This window comes from Shewanella sp. SR43-8, from assembly GCF_014163775.1.
In the GTDB taxonomy this organism is placed as follows: domain Bacteria; phylum Pseudomonadota; class Gammaproteobacteria; order Enterobacterales; family Shewanellaceae; genus Shewanella; species Shewanella vesiculosa.
In genome coordinates, this window is record NZ_JACJDX010000012.1 from 99,911 (window position 1) to 123,293 (window position 23,383).

General features: G+C 41.4%; 12 protein-coding genes. 9 read left to right on the forward strand and 3 right to left on the reverse strand.

What is annotated here, in order from left to right:
* Nucleotides 1–303: 303 nt before the first annotated feature.
* Complete coding sequence (locus H5114_RS16190; RefSeq protein ID WP_182723503.1) at nucleotides 304–2,637, forward strand: carbohydrate binding family 9 domain-containing protein; 2,334 nt, start codon at nucleotides 304–306, stop codon at nucleotides 2,635–2,637.
* Nucleotides 2,638–2,884: 247 nt separating this feature from the next.
* On the opposite strand, the gene H5114_RS16195 is transcribed toward H5114_RS16190, so the two are convergent.
* Nucleotides 2,885–4,006 (reverse strand): beta-ketoacyl-ACP synthase III, encoded by a 1,122-nt coding sequence (locus H5114_RS16195; protein WP_124016127.1) that lies wholly within the window; start codon nucleotides 4,004–4,006, stop codon nucleotides 2,885–2,887.
* Between the two features lie 399 nt (nucleotides 4,007–4,405).
* Between H5114_RS16195 and cysK the strand changes: the two genes are divergently transcribed.
* The 6 genes from cysK (at nucleotide 4,406) to pflA (ending at nucleotide 16,084) form a co-directional block, all read left to right on the forward strand.
* Nucleotides 4,406–5,371, forward strand: a complete 966-nt coding sequence (gene cysK / locus H5114_RS16200) for a cysteine synthase A (protein WP_124016128.1) — start codon at nucleotides 4,406–4,408, stop codon at nucleotides 5,369–5,371.
* 696 nt (nucleotides 5,372–6,067) lie between these two features.
* A complete protein-coding gene (locus H5114_RS16205) occupies nucleotides 6,068–8,935 on the forward strand; it encodes a TonB-dependent receptor domain-containing protein (protein WP_182723474.1) in 2,868 nt (955 codons plus the stop codon).
* 365 nt (nucleotides 8,936–9,300) lie between these two features.
* Nucleotides 9,301–10,191, forward strand: coding sequence for a LysR substrate-binding domain-containing protein (locus H5114_RS16210; protein ID WP_124016130.1), 891 nt, complete (start codon nucleotides 9,301–9,303; stop codon nucleotides 10,189–10,191).
* An 861-nt stretch (nucleotides 10,192–11,052) separates the two neighbouring features.
* The gene (locus tag H5114_RS16215; RefSeq protein ID WP_124016132.1) at nucleotides 11,053–12,585 is read left to right on the forward strand and encodes a DUF3360 family protein; all 1,533 of its coding nucleotides are present in this window, start codon (nucleotides 11,053–11,055) and stop codon (nucleotides 12,583–12,585) included.
* A 401-nt stretch (nucleotides 12,586–12,986) separates the two neighbouring features.
* On the forward strand, nucleotides 12,987–15,269 hold the full coding sequence (pflB, locus tag H5114_RS16220; protein ID WP_182723475.1) for a formate C-acetyltransferase: 2,283 nt from the start codon (nucleotides 12,987–12,989) through the stop codon (nucleotides 15,267–15,269).
* Between the two features lie 74 nt (nucleotides 15,270–15,343).
* On the forward strand, nucleotides 15,344–16,084 hold the full coding sequence (gene pflA, locus H5114_RS16225) for a pyruvate formate lyase 1-activating protein (RefSeq protein WP_182723504.1): 741 nt from the start codon (nucleotides 15,344–15,346) through the stop codon (nucleotides 16,082–16,084).
* A gap of 53 nt (nucleotides 16,085–16,137) precedes the next feature.
* Here the strand turns inward: pflA and yfbV are convergent, their stop codons facing one another.
* Nucleotides 16,138–16,575 carry a terminus macrodomain insulation protein YfbV gene (yfbV, locus tag H5114_RS16230; protein WP_182698518.1) on the reverse strand — a complete coding sequence of 146 codons (438 nt, stop codon included), beginning with the start codon at nucleotides 16,573–16,575 and terminating at the stop codon, nucleotides 16,138–16,140.
* 227 nt (nucleotides 16,576–16,802) lie between these two features.
* On the opposite strand from yfbV, the gene ackA reads away from it, so the two are divergent.
* Nucleotides 16,803–18,005, forward strand: coding sequence for an acetate kinase (gene ackA, locus H5114_RS16235; protein ID WP_124016136.1), 1,203 nt, complete (start codon nucleotides 16,803–16,805; stop codon nucleotides 18,003–18,005).
* A gap of 61 nt (nucleotides 18,006–18,066) precedes the next feature.
* A complete protein-coding gene (gene pta / locus H5114_RS16240; RefSeq protein WP_124016137.1) occupies nucleotides 18,067–20,214 on the forward strand; it encodes a phosphate acetyltransferase in 2,148 nt (715 codons plus the stop codon).
* A gap of 243 nt (nucleotides 20,215–20,457) precedes the next feature.
* On the opposite strand, the gene topA is transcribed toward pta, so the two are convergent.
* Nucleotides 20,458–23,097, reverse strand: a complete 2,640-nt coding sequence (gene topA, locus H5114_RS16245) for a type I DNA topoisomerase (protein ID WP_124016138.1) — start codon at nucleotides 23,095–23,097, stop codon at nucleotides 20,458–20,460.
* Nucleotides 23,098–23,383 lie beyond the last annotated feature (286 nt).

Consider the following 23,383-nt stretch of genomic DNA (forward strand, 5'->3'; position numbering starts at 1 on the left):
ATAAATACTAATCTAACAGTCTAATGGCATACCTTCAGAGATGATTTATGAGTAAGGCGTCATTGGAGAATAGATCGACTTGATACTCCCTCAGCCCGATGCTTAGCAGCGGGCTTTTTATTATATTTACCATCAAGATTTAACACTTGGTAACAATTTATCGGTAATTTTAACACGGGTCAAACCTCCGCTTTAATAGGTTTTTTGAGATAATGGTGCAAATAACAAAAATATCAAAGAGTACCTGTGACCAACTTGTTAACCTCAGCTAAGAGCCCGCGTCCAATCAACCGTTTAAGCCAAATGAATAACCTTGCTTGCGGGTTAATGTTGAGCAGCTTTCTATCCTTCACTGCACTTGCAGGTTCCAGCCAACAATTTCACCTCGACATTCCGACCATCAATGAAGATATAGTACTTGATGGCGACTTTAATGAAGCAGCATGGCAACAAGCCACTGAAGTGATGCTTAATTACGAAACTTCTCCTGGAGAAAACACTGCCGCGCCAGTCAGTACTAAGGTCAAGGTATATGCTTCAAACACCAGCCTATATTTTGCATTTACTGCCCAAGACCCTAATCCCGATAATATTCGAGTCAACTTACGTGACCGCGATAAATCCTGGGGCGATGACATGGTGGGGATTAAACTGGATACCTTCAACAATGCTCGTTTAGCGTATCAATTTTTTATTAATCCTTATGGCGTCCAAAGTGATTCCATTGAAAATGAACTCACAGGCCAAGAAAGTGATGCCTGGGACGGTATTTGGTATAGTGAAGGCAAGCTCACCGCGAACGGCTTTCAAGTTGAAGTGCAGCTGCCATTAAGATTATTTAATTTTGATGGTACTAACCCTATCCAAACCTGGGGCATTGAGCTGATCCGCTTTTACCCTCGCAATGAAACCCATCGTTTATCCACCCACCAAATTGACCGCAATGTGTCATGTCAGTTATGCCAATTAGGCACGGCATCAGGCCTAGCAGGTGCCACTCAAGGTAAAGATTTACAGCTCACACCATCGATTGTTGCTAACCAAAGTCAACAAAGAGATGTCACTCAATCCCAACCTTGGAATGATGAAAATAACGTTGATATTGGAGTTGATTTACGTTGGGGAATCACCCCGACTACATTGTTAAATGCCACCCTCAACCCTGACTTTTCTCAAGTAGAAGCCGATGCTGGCCAGCTTGATGTTAACAACACCTTTGCGCTGTTTTTTCCAGAAAAACGAGCCTTTTTTCTCGATAATAAAGATTACTTTGATACTCAACTGGATTTATTGCACACCCGTAATATTAGTTCGCCAGATTATGGCTTAAAACTCACGAGTAAAACCGACGACCATACATTTGCAATACTGGCAGCCAATGATGTCCAAAGTCAGTTTTTAGTGCCCGGTAATTTAAGCTCAGACATTGCCGTTATCGACGAGCCAAGCCATAACGTAGCAGCCCGATATCGTTTCGATCCTAGTAAGCAATTTTCAGTCGGTGGTTTAGTGACGTTGAAGCAGGCGAATGAATACCATAACTATGTCGCTAGCGCCGACATCAAGTATCAACCGACAAAGCAAGATACATTGACGGCTCAATATGCCCACTCACAAACCGCCTATCCTGATGCGCTATTTAATCAATTTTGTGGCGGCGATAATTGTAGCCAAAGCCAACTTGATTGTGACCGAGGAGATTGTGCGATAAATGAGCGCGTGCTTCGTACTCGTAAAGACGGTGAATTTAGTGATGCTATGTACAGCATCACTTACAAGCATGAACGCCGTAATTGGTATGCCAACACACAATACCAATCTATTGGCCGCGATTTTAGGGCCGATTTGGGATTCATTGATAAAGTCGATGTGAGCAAGTTTGTTGCTGGCGGCGGCTATATTTGGTACCCAGAAAATAACTTCTTCAGCAAAATAACATTCGGTGGCGACTGGGATATTAGCCATAGCCAAGATAATGAGCGTTTGGAACAAGAAACAGAAATACTTGTTGAATTCGAAGGTGGTCTACAAAGCTATATCGCCTCAGGTATCGTACAACGTGAACGAGTGGGTCGGCGTCATAATCCAAGCATCATCAACATTGATGGCAATACCACCATGTTTGAAGAAACCTTAGGCTGGTTTTACACTAACTTCACTCCCATTGGTTCACTCAAACTCGAGCTGGATGTAAACTATGGCGATGATATTGATTTTGCCAACGATCGTCCGGCAACAATTACCATGTTCAATCCAGGTGTGGAATGGAAACTAACCGAATCTCTTGTGCTGAATATCTCGCATCGTTACCAGGTATTAGACGTTGACGATGGACGTTTATTTACAGCCAATCTCAGTGACGTTCGCCTAAATTGGCAGCTGACGCTAAACAGTTTTATCCGCCTTAGCAGTGTGTACACGCGTATAGAGCGCGATGCTGATTTATACCGCTACCAACGCCCTGATTCACTTTATCAAGATATGGGTAATGAATTACTGTATGGCTATAAACTCAACCCACAAAGCGTATTCTATCTCGGTTACTCAGATGCCTTTATTGCTAATGATGACATTGATTCATTAACCCAAGACGAAAAGACCTACTTTATGAAAGTCAGCTACGCTTGGTTACTGTAAGCATTAATCACAAAACCGTGACGGGTAAGCTAATGCGATAGATTTCTGCCATGACGAAATACTCCCAGCACCAAGCAAGTTGCTGTAGACGCAATAAGGCCGTTGATACTGAGTATCAACGGCCTTATTCATTACAGATCTTATCGGCTCAAACGGCTCACTTAGCCATAGAACAAGAGCTACTTTTATTATATTGAATCAATCGGCGCTAGCAAGGTAGGCATCTTAATGACGGCCTATCAGCCAATTAGCACTTTTCAAGTACAATACTACCAATAGAATAACCCGCACCAAATGAGCACAATAAACCTAAGTCACCGGTTTTGAAATCTTGATTAAATTTATGGAAAGCAATAACCGATCCCGCAGAAGCGGTATTGGCATACTCATCGAGTACTATTGGTGCTTTATCTGCTTCAACATTGTCACCAAGAAGCTTTTTCACCACAAACAAATTCATATTAATGTTAGCTTGATGCAACCATAAACGCTTAAATTCTTCAGGTTTTATTTGCTCATCAGTAAATTGGGCATCTAAATGCTGGTAAATCATCGGTAATAATTCTTTAAATACTTTACGACCTTGTTGATGAAACAATTTATCAGCCGTAGTAGCATTTTCAGGATCGCAACGATTTACAAAGCCAAAATTACTGCGAATATTACTAGAGTAATCAGTTAAACAACGCATAGACAATACGCTAAAGGCACGTTTTGAGGTCGATAACTCTTCGCGCTCAACCACAACTGCGGTAGCAACGTCACCGAAAATAAAATGACTGTCACGATCACGAAAATTGATTTGTGGTGAGGTTAATTCAGGATTGATGACCAATACTCTGTTTGCCGTACCGCCACGAATCGCATTAACCGCATTCACAATCGCAAAAGTCGCTGATGAACAAGCCACAAGCATGTCATAAGCAAATCCTTTAGTGCCCATAGCTTGCTGGATCTCAATCGCAATCGCCGGGTAAGCGCGCTGTGTATAAGCACAAGCAACAATCACTAAATCAATGTCTTCAGCCGTTAGGTTTGCTTGCTCTAGGGCTTGTTTGGCTGCGTTAATCCCCATTTCAGCTTGCATAGATAATAATTCAGAAGACTTATCAGCAATTAATGGCATCATGATATCGGTATCGAGAATCCCCTCTTTCACCATCACATAACGGCTTTTTATCCCAGAGGCCTTTTCGATAAACTCACTTGAAGAGTACGCCATTGCAACCGTGGCTCCGGCTTCGATATCTGCTGCATTTTGCTGATTAAATAGGTCTACATAGCTGTTGTAACTGTTAACCAGTTCGTCGTTAGAGACACTGTAAGGTGGTGTGTATAAACCACTGCCTGAAATCACAACTTTATTCATTTTGCTCTACCATTTTTAGTGAATGAGTTAGCGAAAGTTCATCTGCGCCAGAGAGATCGACATCAATTCATCGATCTAATTTATTGAAAGGTTTACTCTCCCTTATCAATAAACCATGCTCGTCAATTGGGTAGCACGACATAGAAACATTTTGCTGATTAACGCCATTCTAGTATTTTATGATTTATTCTTGGCATACTAAATTAAATTTATCTGATGGTCAGACCATTGAATGATGATAATTCGCCCCAAAAGCCTAATATAGCAGCATATAGAGATTTTTTAGAATAAAGGTTTACACCTTAATAACTAAAAGGAATAAAGAAGAACAAATTATCACTTCTAAATCCTGCTAAGCAGATTATGATTAGACAATGCAACCATAGGAGCAAATAATCCATGAGCAAAATTTTCGAAGATAATTCATATACTTTAGGCAACACACCGCTAGTTCGTTTAAACCGCGTCAGCAATGGCAATGTGTTAGCAAAAGTAGAATCACGTAATCCTAGTTTCAGTATCAAATGCCGTATTGGCGCGAACATGATTTGGGATGCTGAAAAAAAAGGTCTACTCACTAAAGATATCGAGTTAATTGAACCTACATCTGGTAACACAGGTATTGCACTTGCTTATGTTGCTGCAGCGCGTGGTTACAAATTAACCTTAACTATGCCAAACACGATGAGCTTAGAACGTCGTAAGCTGCTTAAGGCATTAGGTGCTAACTTAGTGCTAACAGAAGGTGCTAAAGGTATGAAAGGTGCTATTGAGAAGGCAGAAGAAATTCGCCAATCAGCACCAGAAAAATATCTAATACTTGGCCAATTTGATAATCCTGCTAACCCAGCAATTCATGAACAAACCACAGGTCCAGAGATCTGGAATGATACTGATGGTGAAGTTGATGTATTTGTTGCAGGTGTAGGTACTGGCGGTACATTGACCGGTGTCAGTCGTTTCTTAAAAGCACAAGGTAAAACCATTACCTCTGTCGCTGTTGAGCCTGTTGACTCACCTGTTATTGCTCAAGCTTTAGCTGGACAGCCTATACAGCCCGGTCCACACAAAATTCAAGGTATCGGTGCTGGATTTATTCCTGGTAACTTAGATTTATCTCTTATTGATCGCGTAGAAGCCGTTACAAATGACGAGTCAATTGAAATGGCCCGTCGTTTAATGAAAGAAGAAGGTATCCTTGTAGGTATTTCTTCTGGTGCTGCTGTTGTTGCTGCTAACCGTATTGCAGCATTACCAGAATTTGCCGATAAAATGATTGTGGTTATTCTTCCATCTGCCGCAGAGCGATATTTATCAACAGCATTATTTGCTGGTGAATTTAGTGACAGTGAAAACGTGCAGTAATACCGGTTAGCTTAATTTAATCGTTAAGCGCTAAATTAACCCCAAAATGCCAGCAAATTGCTGGCATTTTTTATCGCAAATAATAATACCGCTCGCCTACTTGTCTGCTCTTGTGAGTTAGATATTACCGAATAAAAATTAACCACTAGTCAACAACCGATTAAACAGGAATAACAAATCAAGATAACCGCATAAATACCACTTCAATTATCTTTCCTAGTAAGAAAATAATATCGCACGAGTCACTTAAGTTATTAATAGCGTTATTCATAACTCTATTAATGACTAATACTGCTTAGTCTAAAAAGGATTATTTACCCTATCATTTTCAGCGTAATTAAATAATTTCATCTTTTTTTACACCAACAAAAATTACAACCCCATAACAACCAGTAATTAAAACCCGCTCAATACCCCCAACAAATAAACATATACACAACAATAAACCAAAAACAACGAAACTAGTTAGCATCAAAACACTCACAATCAAGTATTTTAGACACTGAATTGCTTATTTTGTGTTAATTAAAGATGTTTAATGTGTTAACGCCTATTTGGGTAACATACTGATTTATAAGTATTGTATTTTAATCTCATTATGGTTATATCCATATTGGTGTAATTTTGTTTCATTTTTATATTAAAAATGTTTAAAAAAAATCATCACATAATAAAAAATAATTCTGGGAGAGATAAATGCAAGTAAATTCACAACTAGCCAATGCGATTCGCGTAGCGCTAATCGGTGGTGCGGCGCTGTCTGCTGCAACTACTTTTAATACTTTTGCAGCAGAAGACACTGCTGCTGCACCGGTAGAAAGAATATCTGTAACGGGGTCACGTATTATTCGTGAAGGCGCTGTAGCACCAACACCGGTTACAGTAATTACTGGCGACGAGTTATTATCAACAGGTGTAACTAATATTGGTGAAGCGCTAAACCAATTACCTGCACTCGGTAATACCTACTCGCTAGCCAACTCTGGGCGATTTATTGGTACATCTGGTCTTAACTTGCTCGATTTAAGAAGCATGGGCACCGCCAGAACACTAGTATTAGTCGACGGTAAACGTCATGTATCAAGCTCTGCTGGTACATCCTCTGTTGATGTTAATACTATCCCAAGTGTTTGGATTGAAAGAGTTGAAGTGATCACCGGCGGTGCATCTGCTATTTATGGCGCTGATGCGGTAACTGGTGTAGTTAACTTTATCTTAAAGAAAGACATTAACGGTTTAGATGTATCAGCAACCAAAGGTTGGGCTGATGACAGCGGCCACAATAAGGATCGTTTTTCTTTATCTTATGGAACTGACTTCGCCCAAGGTGATGGTAATGTTGCCTTCGCAGTTGAATACAGTGCTCAAGAGCAACTTCGCGCCTTTGATCGCGATCAAACATCAACTTCATTTTCGAGTCTAGCAAATAAAAATCGTCCTACCGATAATAATGACCCATCAGATCCAGATAAAATATGGACACCTAATGCTGGTCATTACACCATTAGTAATGCGGGTACTTTCAACTTAGACGGTTGGAAAAGCTTTAATCCTGATGGCTCGTTAAGAGATGTCTATAGTGGTCAAAATGTTGATGGCATTCGTTGTGCTAATTGCGATGTAACAAACTTGAATCAATTTGTTGAGTTACAACCCGAATTTGAACGTTACAATATTAACTTCAAAGCAAACTACCAGCTTAATGATAACCATAACGTTTATTTTGAAGCTAAATACGTTAACAGCCAATCAACAGATGAAGGTCAACCGGCATTTTTCTTTGGCAACCCGGTTAACAATATTAAAATTGATAACGCTTTTATCAATCCTGAACTTGTTGCTTTAATGAAAGCAAACAAAGATAGCGATGGAAATGCTGCGCCATTAGACACTCTCAATATCCGTCGTTTTATGACGGACTTGGGTGCACGCATTGAAGATGATACTCGTGAAACCCAACGCTATGTTGTCGGTCTTGAAGGTATAGTATTTCAAGATTGGGATTACGACGCCTATGCTATATACGGTCAAACGGATTTAGAGCGGGTTAATAAAAATAACTTAATCTATGATAATTATACCAACGCACTTGATTCAGTTTTAGAAAATGGTGTTGCGGTATGTCGAGATCAAGCCGCTAGAGATGCTGGCTGTGTGCCGGTTAACATCTTTGGTTTTGGCGCGCCAAGTCAAGATGCAATCAATTATATAAATACCACTTCAACAGGTACTTCAGTTATTAAGCAAACTGTACTTGGTGGCTCATTAACTAACTCGAGTTTATTTGAATTACCTGCCGGTTATGCAGGCTTCTCTACCGGTGTTGAATACCGTAAAGAAGAGAGCGAGATTTTTGAACCATCAAATGCGGCAGGTACTTTCTTTAATGCATTAGGTGAAGATAAAGGTGATTTTGATGTCAGTGAGGTTTTTGCTGAAATCACGCTACCATTATTAGCCGATTTACCTATGATGCGCCAATTAGATCTTGATCTTGCGATTCGTTTTGCCGATTACAGTACTATTGGCAATGCAACGACTTGGAAAACAGGTTTAAGCTGGGAGGTCGACGATCAACTCCGCGTTCGTACAACATACTCTGAAGCCATGCGTGCGCCAAACATTAGTGAGTTGTATGGTGCAGAAAGCCAAACATTCTTCTCAGTAAATGATTCTTGCCGTGCTAAATACTTAAATGATTTAGAAGATCCAACTCAACGTCAGACAAATTGTGCCGCTTTAGGGATCCCAGCTGGCTTTGATGCAGACTACGACGATAAAACGCTTGAAGGATTAAGTGGTGGTAACCGCGAGCTAAAAGCAGAAGAATCGAAAAGTTTTACCCTAGGGATTGTCTATCAACCTGATTTTATCGATGGATTATCGATCACTACCGATTACTGGAATATTGAGATCGAAAACGCCATCAGTGCCGTTGGTGCTCAAGATATTATTGACCGTTGTGTCGATTCTAAAACTGGTGTGAATAACGAGTACTGTAGCTTAATTACTCGTGATCCAGCGAGCCATGAAATTACTCAAATTAGACAGTTCTCGTTAAACATTGCGTCGCTTGAAGCTGCTGGTATCGACTTTGATATTGGTTATAACTTTGAAGCCTTTAGTGGTGATGTACGCACTAACCTTATTGCGACTCGCCTATTAAAACGTAAAGACTTTTCATTCCAGGATGAGCCAGATACATTTGAAGAACTTGCAGGCACTGCCGGTTATGCTAAATGGCAAGCAAACTGGAGCTTAGGTTACTCAATCGATAGCTGGGATATTAGCTGGAGAACACGCTTTGTTGAGGGTGTAAGCCTTTATACCGATAAAGAATTAGCCTTAAATGCGAATCCAAACAGCAACATGGAATTTGGTGATTACTTTATCAGTGATATGGCAGTTGCATATAACTTTAACTCAGGTATTACCTTGAAGTTTGGTATCGATAACGTATTTAACCGTGACTTGCCTTACGGCTATACAGGTACAGATACCACCAGCTCAGCTTACGATAACGTTGGTCGCTTCTTCCATACTACCGCTAGCTATAAGTTTTAAACATTGAGCGCTAAGCTATTTATCTAACCACTAAGGTTAGATAGGTTAAACGGCATCTTAGGATGCCGTTTTTTTATTCGTTAATTCATTCAATTACAATCTGATGCCCATCAAAATTCAGGCAACGTCTTATAGAAATCGTAAACCTTTGTCTTGTTCACTTCGCCAGTTAATTTCATCATTTAGATTTAAGCATTGTAAAAGTGAACATTGTTAGATAGCAGGTATGGCGATTTTTCCAACGGATAAATAACGATTATTGAAGCAAGGCCACAAATTTTATAGTGTTAAGTATACCTAGGATCAAAAATAGCTGATCATGGAAACATTGTTTTATATCTTGTTTTTCACCAATAAGGGATCTCATGCATTATACGCTTAAGCAAATAGCCGTTTTCGATGCTGTTGCAAGTTTAGAGAGCGTTAGCGCAGCAGCTAAGAAACTGTCAATGAGTCAATCAGCGGTTAGCATGTCGCTAAGCCAACTCGAACATTTATTGGGCCGACCATTATTTATCCGCCAGGGAAATCGACTTATCTTGAGTCATTGGGGAAGATGGTTACGTCCAAGGGCCCAAAAACTACTGCAAGACGCACAACAAATCGCTCTGGGCCTTCACGATCAACATATTATTAGTGGCACAGTAAAACTGTGCGCGAGCCAAACCGCTGCGGAGCATTTATTACCCGCCTTGATCAGTAAAATTGATAACGATTTTCCAGAGCTCAGAATCGAAATTGCCGTTGAAAATAGCGACCATGTAGCACAAGAGGTACTCGATTATCAATTTGATTTAGGGGTTATTGAAGGTCGAATTGACGACAGTCGATTGCATCAAGAACCATGGATTGATGATCACCTGGTTGTTGTTGTCTCTCCGCACCACCCGTTTGCGCAAAACAAACGCACTAGCATTGCTCAACTTGAACAAGCCAAATGGGTTTTAAGAGAGCCAGGTGCTGGCACTCGGCGTATTTTTGATGCCGCCATCCATGGGGTAATTGTTAAATTAAATGTCTGGAAAGAATACGATCACGTCGGCTTATTAAAAGCTTTAGTTAAAAATGGCGTGTATTTAAGCTGCTTGCCCTATTTGGATGTCGAACAAGATGTCGCCAATGGCGAATTAGTTGTGTTAACTACGCCTGAATTAAACTTAAAACGACATTTATCATTTATCTGGCGCCAAGATACTGGTGATAACCCACTCAGAGATTGCCTTATTGCAGAAGCAAAGTGTGTTACTCGCAGTTAAGCTTCATTATTGACCAAGAACTTGTACAACATATTTAGTGCCGATTGTTAATCGGCATGGCCTCTATCTTCGCAGCTTAAACACCACACCATTAGCGCTAAGCGCAATAGTAACAGGTTATGCTCGCCTGCTTTGCTGCATCTATTTTGATACGACCGACTAACCTGCCTCATAACATCGCGCTGTGGCAGGCTAAGTTGGCGTAAACTCAGCTAACACCTGTCGATTGTATTTAACGTCAACTCGAGTTAATTATTCCTGCTACAGTCATATTAACTAAAATAATATTGAGCTTTAAGCAACAGTAAGACTAGACATTATCATCAGTATCAAGTTTCTCGATACTCAGTTTTACCTTCAAACGATTTGCATAAGCCGAGATAATTTTTACCTCAGTAAACTTTTATTGTCTAGTATTGATGCTATAACCTGCTTTGATATCAACTACGATTGAACGATGACGATACTTTGTATCAATTATATTGATGTGGCATGATATTTTTAACAGCAAAGGGCTAAGCGAGCTAACTTTTAGACTCATTTCTTCGTCTAATAATGCAGTCAACTTGTTATCCAGCTCTCACTTCCAACAAACAAAACATCAACTTTATTGATACCAAGTGATGCAATCAAATCACTATGCTAAAATTCGTTAGGTAAATTGGTCTTACCAAGAAAGACTTAAATAAGGACATCACTGTAATGCTTCACAAATGAAACATTACAGATGAGTAAAGTGATAAGAGCTATTAGCGGCTCTCTGGCAAGCAGCTCTTATGAATATCGCCATCACTTCAAGGGAACACACTTAAACTTCATCATTTGATGGATTAACCTGTTCTTTTCGGAGAATGAGAAATTATGTCAGAAACTGTCAGCAATTCAGAAAAACAAGCACAAGAAGCGAGCTATCGCGAACTTCACCGCCCTGCGAGTGAATTTGATACTCGCGATGCCTATTTAGAAAACGAACTAAAAATAATGAAACCAAGACGCTGGGGACTTAACCTCCCTGGGCGTGATTTTCGCTTTGAATGGGAAGACTTAGTTCCAGCCATCGCTGGAACCATTGGTATTACTGTGATGTATTCAGCGGTAATGGCTGCTTGGGCTGCTGGCTTAAGCGAAAAGTGGGACCACATCAATCTTGGCGCTGACTTTGCTATCCAAGTCGTGCGGGTAGAAATGCTCATCCCTGCTTTACTGTTCTGTATTATTAGCTCAGGTTTTATTAACCCAAGGGCAAACCTCGGCGGCAACCATGGACCAATGATCCCGTTAATTGGTACTATCGCACTCGCCGGTGCCCACCCTTTAGCCTTAGCAATTCTCATTGGTATATTTGGCTTAATTTTAAGTTATTTCAAAGGTGGCTCGAAACTGGTCAATCTCACCAGTAGCGGCGTGGCTGGCGGCTTATTAGTGTTCTTAGGCTTCATGGGAGCGAAAAGTCAAATAGGCTCGTTATTCGACTGGGCTGGCGGACTGCAAGCCAAGCATAACTTGGACTACTCACTCGGTTATGTTGCCTTTGCCATATTGTTAATCAATGTGATCATTTATGCAGCATTAGCTAAATTTGGTAAACGCTGGTTAGCCATTCCTTTGTGTTCGATTGCAGCAGTCGCACTGGCATTTGCTTTTGGTGCAGGCTTGGATTTACAGTTTACCACGGCGCCTGGGATTCCTAATTTAAACCCTGTGTATTGGTGGGGCTCAACTGAACACGGTTGGCAGTTAGGTTTACCTAATATGGCCCATTTTATTGCATCATTACCGTTTGCTATTCTTGCTGTTGCCATGTGGTCACCAGACTTCCTTGGTCATCGTATTTTCCAAGAATTAAATTACCCAAAAGGGGCTGAAAAAGTACTGATGGATGTCGATGACACCATGACCACCTGTTCAGTGAGACAGATCGTAGGTACAGCAGTAGGTGGCGGTAACATTACCTCTTCTTGGGGAACCTATATGATCCCTGCTGCAATAGCCAAACGTCCTATTCCTGCTGGCGCAATCTTGCTTGGCAGCTTATGTATTATTGTCGCTGTCATTGGTTATCCTATGGATATCACAGTATGGCGCCCGGTTATGTCAATTGCATTGTTAGTCGGTGTGTTCCTACCGTTACTGGAAGCCGGCTTACAGATGGTTAAAGACACCACCAGTAGCCAAGCTGCAGGGATCTGTATTTTTGCCTCATTTGTAGCCAATCCGGTATTAGCATGGGCATTAACCATGTTGCTTGATAACAACGGCTTAATTGGTGACAAAGAACGTCCTAAAACATTATCGTTTGCCGACCGTATCGTGATCCCAACGCTAGCATTCGTGATTTGTTTAGCGGCGATGTTAGCAGTAGGTATGATTGAAGGTATCCCAGCCTTCTTATAATCGCGTTGTACTTGGTAATATCACTCTTAAAAGGCGAAATCGGCAACGATTTCGCTTTTTTATTGGCTAATATTAATGTGTGCTACTCTTAATTCTAAACAGATATGTTAGCCAGTTAACACTTTTGTTATTCAATTATCAAAAGCTGCCGATATCGTCATTTAGCTGTGCTATTATCAACTCATGGATAAATGGTCTTACCAATTAATTCATTGACTAAAACAATATCGATTAGCGTCATTATAAAAACCAGGCGGAACATTTCTGCCACCAATGTCGCAGAAGATGTTAACAGCTCAATCTAGCGAATGCGCCTAGATGACAGAATGTAAATACTCACGGATACCAGCTCGTGCTAGTTGAGACAGTATCCGTTGAAAATCAACCAGAGGGTTAAGTAAATGACAGATAAAACCGAACTATTTGCCAACGCGTGGGAAGGTTTCGTAGCTGGCGATTGGAAAACAGAAGTTAATGTACGTGACTTTATCCAACAAAATTACACACCATATGAGGGTGATGAGTCATTCTTAACAGGTGCAACAGATGCAACATTAACTTTGTGGGACAAAGTTATGGAAGGCATCAAGCAAGAGAACCAAACTCATGCTCCTGTCGATTTCGATACTGACATGGTCTCTACCATTACTTCTCATAATGCTGGTTACATTAATCAAGAGCTTGAAACTATTGTCGGTTTACAAACTGATGCACCATTAAAACGTGCCATGTTGCCTAATGGCGGCATTCGTATGGTTGAAGGTTCATGTAAAGCATATGGCCGTGAACTTAACAGCGATGTTAATTACATTTATTCTGAATTACGTAAAACCCACAACCAGGGTGTGTTTGATGTTTATACCCCTGAAATTATGGCTTGTCGTAAATCAGGTATATTAACGGGTTTACCTGATGCTTACGGCCGTGGTCGTATTATTGGTGATTACCGCCGCATTGCTTTATACGGTATTGATTACTTAATGAAAGATAAGTTTGCCCAATTCAGTTCACTGCAAGCGCAGTTTGAAGCAGGCGAAGACTTATCAAGTGTGATTCAATTACGTGAAGAAATTTCTGAGCAGCATCGTGCTTTAGGCCAAATGAAAGTGATGGCAGCCAAATACGGTTGTGATATTTCTGTGCCAGCCAAAAATGCTAAAGAAGCCATTCAATGGACTTACTTTGGTTATCTTGCTGCAGTAAAAAGCCAAAATGGCGCAGCAATGTCACTGGGTCGTACTTCAACGTTCATTGATGCTTATATTGAACGTGACATTAAAAATGGTGTTCTTACTGAACAGCAAGCCCAAGAAATGGTTGACCATTTTGTGATGAAATTGCGTATGGTTCGTTTCCTTCGCACACCTGAATACGATGAACTATTCTCTGGAGACCCGATTTGGGCAACTGAGTCTATCGCAGGTATGGGTCTTGATGGCCGTACATTAGTCACAAAATCTAGCTTCCGTTTTTTACATACCTTGTACAACATGGGCCCAAGCCCAGAGCCAAACATTACCGTATTGTGGTCAACAAAATTACCACAAGGGTTTAAAAGCTACTGTGCAAAAGTATCGATTGACACCAGCTCAATTCAATATGAAAACGATGATTTAATGCGTCCAGACTTCGAGTCTGACGATTACGCCATCGCCTGTTGTGTTAGCCCAATGATTGTGGGTAAACACATGCAGTTCTTTGGTGCTCGCGCTAACTTAGCCAAAACCATGTTATATGCCATTAACGGTGGTGTTGACGAAAAACTTAAAACTCAAATTGCTCCAAAAGCAGATCCAATCACTGCCGATGTACTTGAGTTTGATGATGTGATGTCTCGTCTTGACGGTTTAATGGACTGGCTTGCAACACAGTATGTGTCTGCACTTAACGCCATTCACTATATGCACGACAAATACTCTTACGAGTCTGCGTTGATGGCATTACATGACCGCGATGTGCGCCGCACTATGGCTTGTGGTATTGCTGGTTTATCAATTGCTGCCGATTCATTGTCTGCAATTAAGTACGCTCAAGTTAAGCCTATCCGTGACGAAAATGGTATTGCCGTTGATTTTGATATTCAAGGTGACTATCCAAAATTTGGTAACAATGATGCTCGTGTAGATGACATTGCTTGCGATTTAGTTGAACGTTTTATGGCAAAAATTCGCGATAAGAAAATGTATCGTAATGCCATTCCAACTCAATCAATCTTAACCATCACTTCAAACGTGGTTTATGGTAAGAAAACCGGTAACACTCCAGACGGTCGTCGTTCAGGTGCACCATTTGCTCCAGGTGCAAACCCTATGCATGGTCGTGATGAAAATGGCGCAATTGCTTCATTAACATCAGTCGCCAAGCTACCATTTGCTCACGCACAAGATGGTGTTTCTTACACTTTCTCTATCGTGCCAAATGCATTAGGTAAAGATGACACTGGTCGTCGTACTAACTTAGCGTCATTAATGGATGGCTACTTCTTAAGCAAGCCAAATCGTGAAGGTGGTCAACACTTAAACGTTAACGTGATGAATCGTGAAATGTTAGAAGATGCGATTGTTCATCCGGATAAATATCCACAATTAACAATCCGTGTATCAGGTTACGCCGTTCGCTTTAATGCGCTCACTCCAGAGCAGCAACAAGACGTGATTACTCGTACATTTACTAAAAGTATGTAGTCTCTGCTAAAATTGGCTGTATCGATGTGTAACAAATTATCGATACAGCCTTTTTTATAGATATTTGAGGAATAATAATGACCTTAGGTCGCATTCATTCAGTGGAATCATTCGGAACCGTAGACGGTCCGGGGATCCGTTATATTACTTTTATGCAGGGCTGCCTTATGCGCTGCCAATATTGTCATAATCGTGATACGTGGGATTTGGATGGCGGCAAAGAAATATCTGTCGATGAAATAATGAAACAAGTTATTGCTTATCAACCCTTTTTAGACGCTAGCGGTGGTGGTATTACGGCCAGTGGTGGGGAAGCAATTTTACAAGCTCAATTTGTCAGTGAATTATTTAAAGCCTGCAAAGATCAGGGTGTCCACACCTGTTTAGACACTAACGGTTTTGTGCGCAAATACGAACCTGTGATTGATGAGTTACTCGACAATACCGATTTAGTATTACTTGATATAAAACAAATGGATGATGCTAAACACATCGAACTGACAAAAGTCAGTAACCATAGAACATTACAATTTGCTCAATATCTCGCTAAACGAAACATAAAAACCTGGATCCGATATGTCGTTGTCGCCGGATTTACCGAAGACGTAGAGTCGGCCATTGCATTAGCTGAGTTTATTAAACCGATGAATAATGTTGAGAAAGTTGAGCTACTGCCTTATCACCCGTTAGGTCAACATAAATGGCAAGCCTTTGGCGAAGCATACACCTTGTCTGATATTGCACCGCCAAGTACTGAGACGATGCAAAAAATTCAACAAGTGTTTTTAGATCGAGGCATTAGCGCTACATTTTAGTCATAACAAAAATAAACCGACTTAAATGAGCAACAGATTATCAAGCAGATAGATTAGAGTTCTTCCCAGTAACTTTGATCCAAACGTTCAAAAGCCAATTTCAAGATGGCGGCCATGTCTGAATAACAGGCTCTGGCACCTAGGGGTTGGCAATAGATACCCATCTCGGTCAATTTAGCACTGAGTTGATTGCCCCACTCGAATAACGATAAAGGCAATGGGTGGCTCGCTCGCCAGCCTAACCATAATAAGCCTTGTAGTGGCAGGCTAATAAAAAAGAGCAGTGTTGTTAATGCTTGCGGTAAGTAATTCCAGCCCAAAACGTAGAGTTGGCTGGCCGCAACCACTAATGCCAAAATCGGCATGGCGATGATCGCTAACTGAGTCGCTTTGACGACACGGTACTCGGGGAAATAAAACCCAAGTTGCCTAACCATTGGCCAAGTCTTCATATAACGTTGACCGTCGCCAAGTAATTTAACCAGATTCATGTTCAATATACGGTTACCTTTACTGCCTAGGACATGAGTGAAACATTACCATAATACAGTGTCGTACCAAAAATGCACTGGCCGATTTGACACTTTAATGATTTAGCTTACTGTGCCAATCAGCAAAAGAACACCAAAGTGTAGCGTTTATGAATGATGTTCATAAACCTTAATCAAAATGGAATTTTACTATTTTATTTAGTTTCATTGACTTAAAAGGCGTTAACATGTCAGACAAATTAGTACTCGTGCTCAACTGCGGTAGCTCATCATTAAAATTTGCCATCATTGATGCTCAATCAGGCGATGATAAAATTTCTGGATTAGCTGAATGTTTTGGTTTAGAAGATTCGCGCATTAAATGGAAATTTAATGGCGGTAAAAATGAAGCCAAATTAGGCGCCTTTACTGCACATCGCGAAGCAGTAGAATTCATCGTTAATAACATCTTGGCGGAACATCCAGAACTGGCGGCACAAATTAAGGCTATTGGCCATCGCATCGTTCACGGTGGTGAAAAATTTACCCGCTCTGTCATTATCACCCCTGAAGTCATCCAAGGCATCGAAGATTGTGCCTCATTAGCACCGCTACATAATCCGGCCCATTTAATTGGTATTCGCGCAGCGATAGCGTCTTTTCCTCAGTTGCCACAAGTGACAGTGTTTGACACCGCATTTCATCAAACCATGCCTGAGAAAGCGTATATTTATGCCCTACCTTACAAATTGTATCGTGAACATAGTATTCGCCGTTATGGCATGCATGGTACTAGCCACTTTTACGTTTGCCGTGAAGCGGCCAAAGTATTAGGCAAAGATGTTAAAGACATCAATGTTATTTGTGCTCATCTAGGTAATGGCGCATCAGTTGCAGCCATTAAAGGCGGTAAAAGCGTCGACACTTCAATGGGTTTAACCCCGCTTGAAGGTTTAGTCATGGGTACCCGTTGTGGCGATTTAGACCCATCGATTATTTTTCATTTAGTCAAACAACTTGGCTATACCCTGGATGAAGTAAACAACCTACTGAATAAACAAAGTGGTTTACTGGGCATTTCAGAGCTTACTAATGATTGTCGTGGAATTGAAGAAGGTTATCATGATGGCCATAAAGGGGCCACGTTAGCCTTGGATATTTTCTGCTACCGTTTAGCTAAATATATTGCCTCTTACACTGTGCCATTAGGGCGTTTAGACGCCATCATTTTTACTGGCGGTATTGGCGAAAACTCGAATCTTATTCGTGAGAAAGTCCTTAATTTATTAGAAATATTTAACTTCAAAGTTGACGACATCTTGAATAAAGCTGCTCGTTTTGGCCAACAGGGTGTAATAACCCAAGCAGGTACCCCTATTGCTATGGTCATACCAACAAATGAAGAGTGGGTTATTGCCGAAGATGCCATTAAGCTGATCACAGCTAAGTAAAACCGCTATTAGGTTTATATTCGGTTAACTATCATGAACACTACGCACATAAGAGGTCGTCATGTCTCGTAATATTATGCTTATTCCAATTGGTATTGGAGTAGGATTAACATCGCTTAGTTTAGGTATGGTTCGCGCCCTAGAACGCAAAGGCGTTAAAGTGCAATTTTTTAAACCTATTGCACAAATTCGATCTGGTGATACAGGTCCTGAGCGTTCAACCACTATTTTAAGTACTTCTCCTACGGTTAATCCGTTAGAGCCTTTTTCAATGGAACACGCTGAAGCTTTAATCCGCTCAGAGCAAACTGATGTCCTATTGGAACAGATTATTGCCCGCGCGTCGGAATGCGCCAACAATACTGAAACCTTAGTGATTGAAGGCTTAGTGCCAACACGAAGCCACCCTTTTGCTGATGACATTAACTACGAAATTGCTAAAGCATTAGATGCAGATGTTATTTTCATCGCAACCCCAGGCAACGATACGCCTAATGGATTAATGAATCGCTTAGAGATCGCCTTTAACTCTTGGGGTGGACAGAAAAACAAACGCTTAATTGGCGCTATCATCAATAAAATTGGTGCCCCCGTTGACAACGAAGGTCGTACACGTCCTGATTTATCAGAAGTCTTTGATGATAAAAACATGAACGCGGTTGATAGCTCGGGGATGTTCCAACTGCCGGGTAAAAGTCCACTGCGCATATTAGGTAGTGTGCCATATAATTTAGAGTTAATTGCCCCACGCGCATCTGATTTAGCTAAGCACTTAAATGCAAAAATCATTAATGCCGGTGAAATGCATACTCGTCGTATGCGCCGGGTGACATTTTGTGCTCGCAGTCTTCCAAACTTGGTCACTCACATCAAAACCAACTCACTTTTAGTGACTTCAGGCGATCGCTCTGACGTGATAGTCTCAGCGTGTTTAGCTGCAATGAATGGTGTGAAAATTGGTGCATTATTGCTGACTGGTGGCTATTCGCCTGAACCAGAAATCATGAACCTATGTGAGCAAGCATTTGAAACTGGCTTGCCAGTATTTTTAATTGATTCAAATACATGGCAGACATCGCTTAATATTCAACGCTTTGATCATGAAGTGCCTGTTGATGATGCTGTACGGGTTGAGAAAGTGCAAGAGTACGTTGCCAGCCATATCGACCAAACATGGATTGAAAGTGTTACTCAAGATTCTCCCCGTGAACACCGATTATCGCCACCAGCATTCCGTTATAAGTTAACTGAATTAGCCCGTGCTGCGCGTAAAACTATCGTGCTTCCGGAAGGTGAAGAACCGAGAACCGTTAAAGCGGCCTCGATTTGTGCTGAACGCGGTATCGCTCGCTGTGTGTTATTAGGTAACCGCGAAGAAATTTTACGCGTTGCATTGTTGCAAGACGTCGTTTTAGGTGATGGCATTGAGATCATTGAGCCTGAAACCGTGCGTGAAAAATACGTAGAACCAATGCTTAAATTACGTCGCAGCAAAGGCTTAACCGAAGTCGTCGCCCGTGAGCAACTTGAAGACAACATGGTGCTTGGTACTATGATGCTGGCACAAGATGAGGTCGATGGTATTGTGTCTGGCGCTGTTAATACCACAGCCCACACTATTCGCCCACCACTGCAATTGATTAAAACGGCACCGGGTTCTAGCTTAGTATCGTCAATTTTCTTCATGCTGATGCCTGATCAAGTGCTTGTTTATGGTGACTGTGCGATTAACCCAGATCCTAATCCTGAGCAGTTAGCCGATATTGCGATTCAGTCAGCGGAATCAGCTAAAGCCTTTGGTATTGAACCTCGCGTTGCGATGATCAGTTACTCAACGGGCACCTCTGGTACAGGTTCTGATGTGGATAAAGTCCGCGAAGCCACACGAATTGCTAAAGAAAAACGTCCAGATTTAATTATCGACGGCCCTTTGCAGTACGATGCCGCAGTGATGCCTAACGTCGCTCAATCTAAAGCGCCTAACAGCCCTGTTGCCGGCAAAGCTACTGTGTTTGTGTTCCCAGACTTAAATACTGGTAACACCACATACAAAGCCGTACAGCGGAGCGCGGATTTGATCAGTATCGGTCCTATGCTTCAAGGTATGCGTAAACCGGTTAACGATTTATCACGAGGTGCACTTGTCGATGATATTGTCTACACGATTGCATTAACCGCGATTCAAGCTGCGCAAAACAGTGCCAAATAATTTGCGATATTTCGGTTTAACACTGAGGTAATACGCAATACTTTATCACTAAAAAAGCACTGATTATTATCAGTGCTTTTTTGTGTCTGCTTGGCTAAATTAACTTGTTGGTCAGAGTCTAAACAACACGTTTTCCCAGCTATTCACTATACAAAAATGCAATAACCCCTATCTGGCGCAAACAAAAACGCTACCCAATCGGGTAGCGTTAATCAACAACGATGAAGTAACTAAAGCTAGAAACTATTTCTTGGCTTTTTTCTTAGTTGCTTCACTGACCCATTTACCGCCAATAAACTTAGAAGACCAACCGGTGGCTTTACCATCAACTTCAGTAGCAACATATTGCTCTTTGGTTTTACGGCTAAATTTAACCGAGGCTTTATTACCATCATCATCTTCTGTAGGTGCGTCAGCAAGGTACGCATATTTAGGCCATAACAGATCACGATACTGAACTAACTCTTCCACTAATGGCGCACGTGTTTCACGCGATTTAGGGAAAGTACTTGCCGCTAAAAATATGCCAGCAGCACCATCACGAAGCACAAAATGCGCATCTGACTTAGTGCATTTTAATTCAGGTAGAAAAATGGGATCTTCTTTTGGTGGCGCAGCTTCGCCGCTTCTTAACAACTTACGCGTATTTTTACACTCGCTGTTAGTGCAACCAAAATACTTACCAAATCGACCATTTTTCAGTTCCATATTATTGCCGCAACGATCGCACTCAATAATTGGACCTTCATAACCTTTAATCTTAAATTGCCCGGCTTCCACTTCGTAACCATCACATGAGGGGTTATTACCACAAACATGTAATTTACGCGTCTCATCAATCAGGTAACTGTCCATCGCTGTGCCACACTTACCACAACGATGTTTAGCACGTAACGCTTCCGTTTCGCCATCTTCATTGTCGCTAACCGCTTCTTCACCTGGGGTTAAGTTAAGCGTGGTTTTGCAACGTTCTTTAGGCGGTAAAGCATAACCAGAACAGCCTAAAAATACCCCAGTAGAACCGGTTCTGATCCCCATTGGACGGCCACAGGTAGGACACTTAATGTCGTCTGTTAATACCATCTCATTGGGGCGCATGCCACCTTCATCTGGGTCTAACTCAGCCAACAATAATTGTTTGGTAAAGTCACCGTAAAAACCATCGAGTACTTTTTTCCAGTCAAGCTTACCTTGAGCAACATCATCTAATGTTTGCTCCATGCTTGCGGTAAAGTCGTAACTCATTAATTCTTTAAAACTGCCCACTAAACGTTCGCTAACTATCTCACCCATTTTTTCAGCAAAGAAACGGCGATTATCCACTTTGACGTAGCCGCGATCCTGAATGGTTGAAATAATTGTCGCATACGTTGACGGACGGCCAATACCACGTTTTTCGAGCTCTTTAACTAAAGAGGCTTCGCTGTAACGTGGTGCAGGCTTGGTAAAGTGCTGTTTAGGCGATAAGGTTTCAAGCACTAACTTGTCACCTTTTTCGACTACTGGCAGTGTTTTATCGTCTTCGTTTTTCTTACTCATCTGTGGTTGAACACGCGTCCAACCATCAAAGCGTAATGTGCGACCACTGGCTTTTAATTCGTAATCACCCGCAGTTACGGTTAAACGTGTTGCGTCATACTGAGCTGGGGTCATTTGACACGACACGAATTGACGCCAAATGAGCTCATACAAGCGCTGAGCGTCTCTTTCCATATCGGTTAGGGATGCAGACTGCACAGCAACGTTCGACGGTCTAATCGCTTCATGCGCCTCTTGGGCACCTTCTTTGCTACCATAACGGATAGGTTCAGCTGGTAAATACTTATCACCAAACTCAGAAGCAATCATTTCACGTAAATTTTCAACCGCTTCTTTACTTAAATTGGTTGAATCGGTACGCATATAGGTAATGTGGCCCGCTTCGTATAAACGCTGCGCCATCATCATGGTTTTCTTCACACCAAAACCTAGACGAGTACTCGCGGCTTGCTGCAATGTAGAGGTTATATAAGGTGCTGTTGGTTTGCTTGAGGTTGCTTTATCCTCACGCGCACTGACCACGTAAGACGCACCACGCAATGCATCGACTGCCACTTTAGCTTGTGCTTCATTAATCGGCTCAAATGCAGCAGATTGATACTTCATCACCTGCATTTTCAAGCTTGCTGCGGTTGGCGTATTTAATTCAGCATGTATGTCCCAAAATTCTTCTGGAACAAATGCTTTAATCTCACTTTCACGTTCTACAACTAAGCGAACCGCAACCGATTGCACACGCCCAGCTGATAGACCACGAGCAACTTTTTTCCATAATAAAGGTGACACCATAAAGCCAACGACACGGTCTAAGAAACGACGTGCTTGTTGGGCGTTAACCATATTAGTGTCAAGTACAGACGGGTTACTAAATGCATCTTGAATCGCAGTTTTAGTAATTTCGTTAAACACAACTCGCTGATACCGTGAAGCATCACCACCAATGATCTCCTGCAAATGCCAGGCGATGGCTTCCCCTTCACGGTCCAAATCCGTTGCGAGATATATTTGGTCAGCATCTTCTGCTAACGCTTTGAGTTCTTTAACAACTTTTTCTTTACCAGGCAGGATTTGATACTTAGCCGCCCAGCCTTTATCCGGGTTGACACCCATTCGCGCCACAAGCGCTTGTTTGTCTCTGATTAGCTTGTATTTAGCTTTTTCTTCAGGAGATAATTTCTTAACTTCTGCTGCGGTTTTAGTCACAGTTGTACCGTCAGAAGTAGACGAAGTTGGTAAGTCACGTATGTGACCTACACTCGACTTCACAATGAAGTCTTTACCAAGATATTTATTAATTGTCTTGGCTTTGGCCGGCGATTCGACAATAACTAGCGATTTACCCATAGTTTTATTTGCGCCAAAAAGTCTCGAAAAAAAGAAAATTGATTCCATATATAGAGGGTTGAGACAATAGTTTCAAGTTAATCCCTCTTTTACATGGCTAGTAAGTCATTTTTTAAGCAAAATTTATTCAATAATAAAAAATGCGAAAAATAATATGCGTTTTTTAAACGTAATTTTTCACTTAATGATACTTGCGAGCACCTTCAGTGCATTTTTAGTCATTTATACACATTTGTACAAATTAACCACACCTTGTTAACCCTTATAGCTTCAGTATACTGGGGTT

Coding starts and splice junctions, on each gene's coding strand:
- H5114_RS16190 (WP_182723503.1), top strand. CDS start 304: ATGAATAACCTTGCTTGCGGGTTAATGTTGAGCAGCTTTCTATCCTTC.
- H5114_RS16195 (WP_124016127.1), bottom strand. CDS start 4,006: ATGAATAAAGTTGTGATTTCAGGCAGTGGTTTATACACACCACCTTAC.
- cysK (WP_124016128.1), top strand. CDS start 4,406: ATGAGCAAAATTTTCGAAGATAATTCATATACTTTAGGCAACACACCG.
- H5114_RS16205 (WP_182723474.1), top strand. CDS start 6,068: ATGCAAGTAAATTCACAACTAGCCAATGCGATTCGCGTAGCGCTAATC.
- H5114_RS16210 (WP_124016130.1), top strand. CDS start 9,301: ATGCATTATACGCTTAAGCAAATAGCCGTTTTCGATGCTGTTGCAAGT.
- H5114_RS16215 (WP_124016132.1), top strand. CDS start 11,053: ATGTCAGAAACTGTCAGCAATTCAGAAAAACAAGCACAAGAAGCGAGC.
- pflB (WP_182723475.1), top strand. CDS start 12,987: ATGACAGATAAAACCGAACTATTTGCCAACGCGTGGGAAGGTTTCGTA.
- yfbV (WP_182698518.1), bottom strand. CDS start 16,575: ATGAATCTGGTTAAATTACTTGGCGACGGTCAACGTTATATGAAGACT.
- ackA (WP_124016136.1), top strand. CDS start 16,803: ATGTCAGACAAATTAGTACTCGTGCTCAACTGCGGTAGCTCATCATTA.
- pta (WP_124016137.1), top strand. CDS start 18,067: ATGTCTCGTAATATTATGCTTATTCCAATTGGTATTGGAGTAGGATTA.
- topA (WP_124016138.1), bottom strand. CDS start 23,097: ATGGGTAAATCGCTAGTTATTGTCGAATCGCCGGCCAAAGCCAAGACA.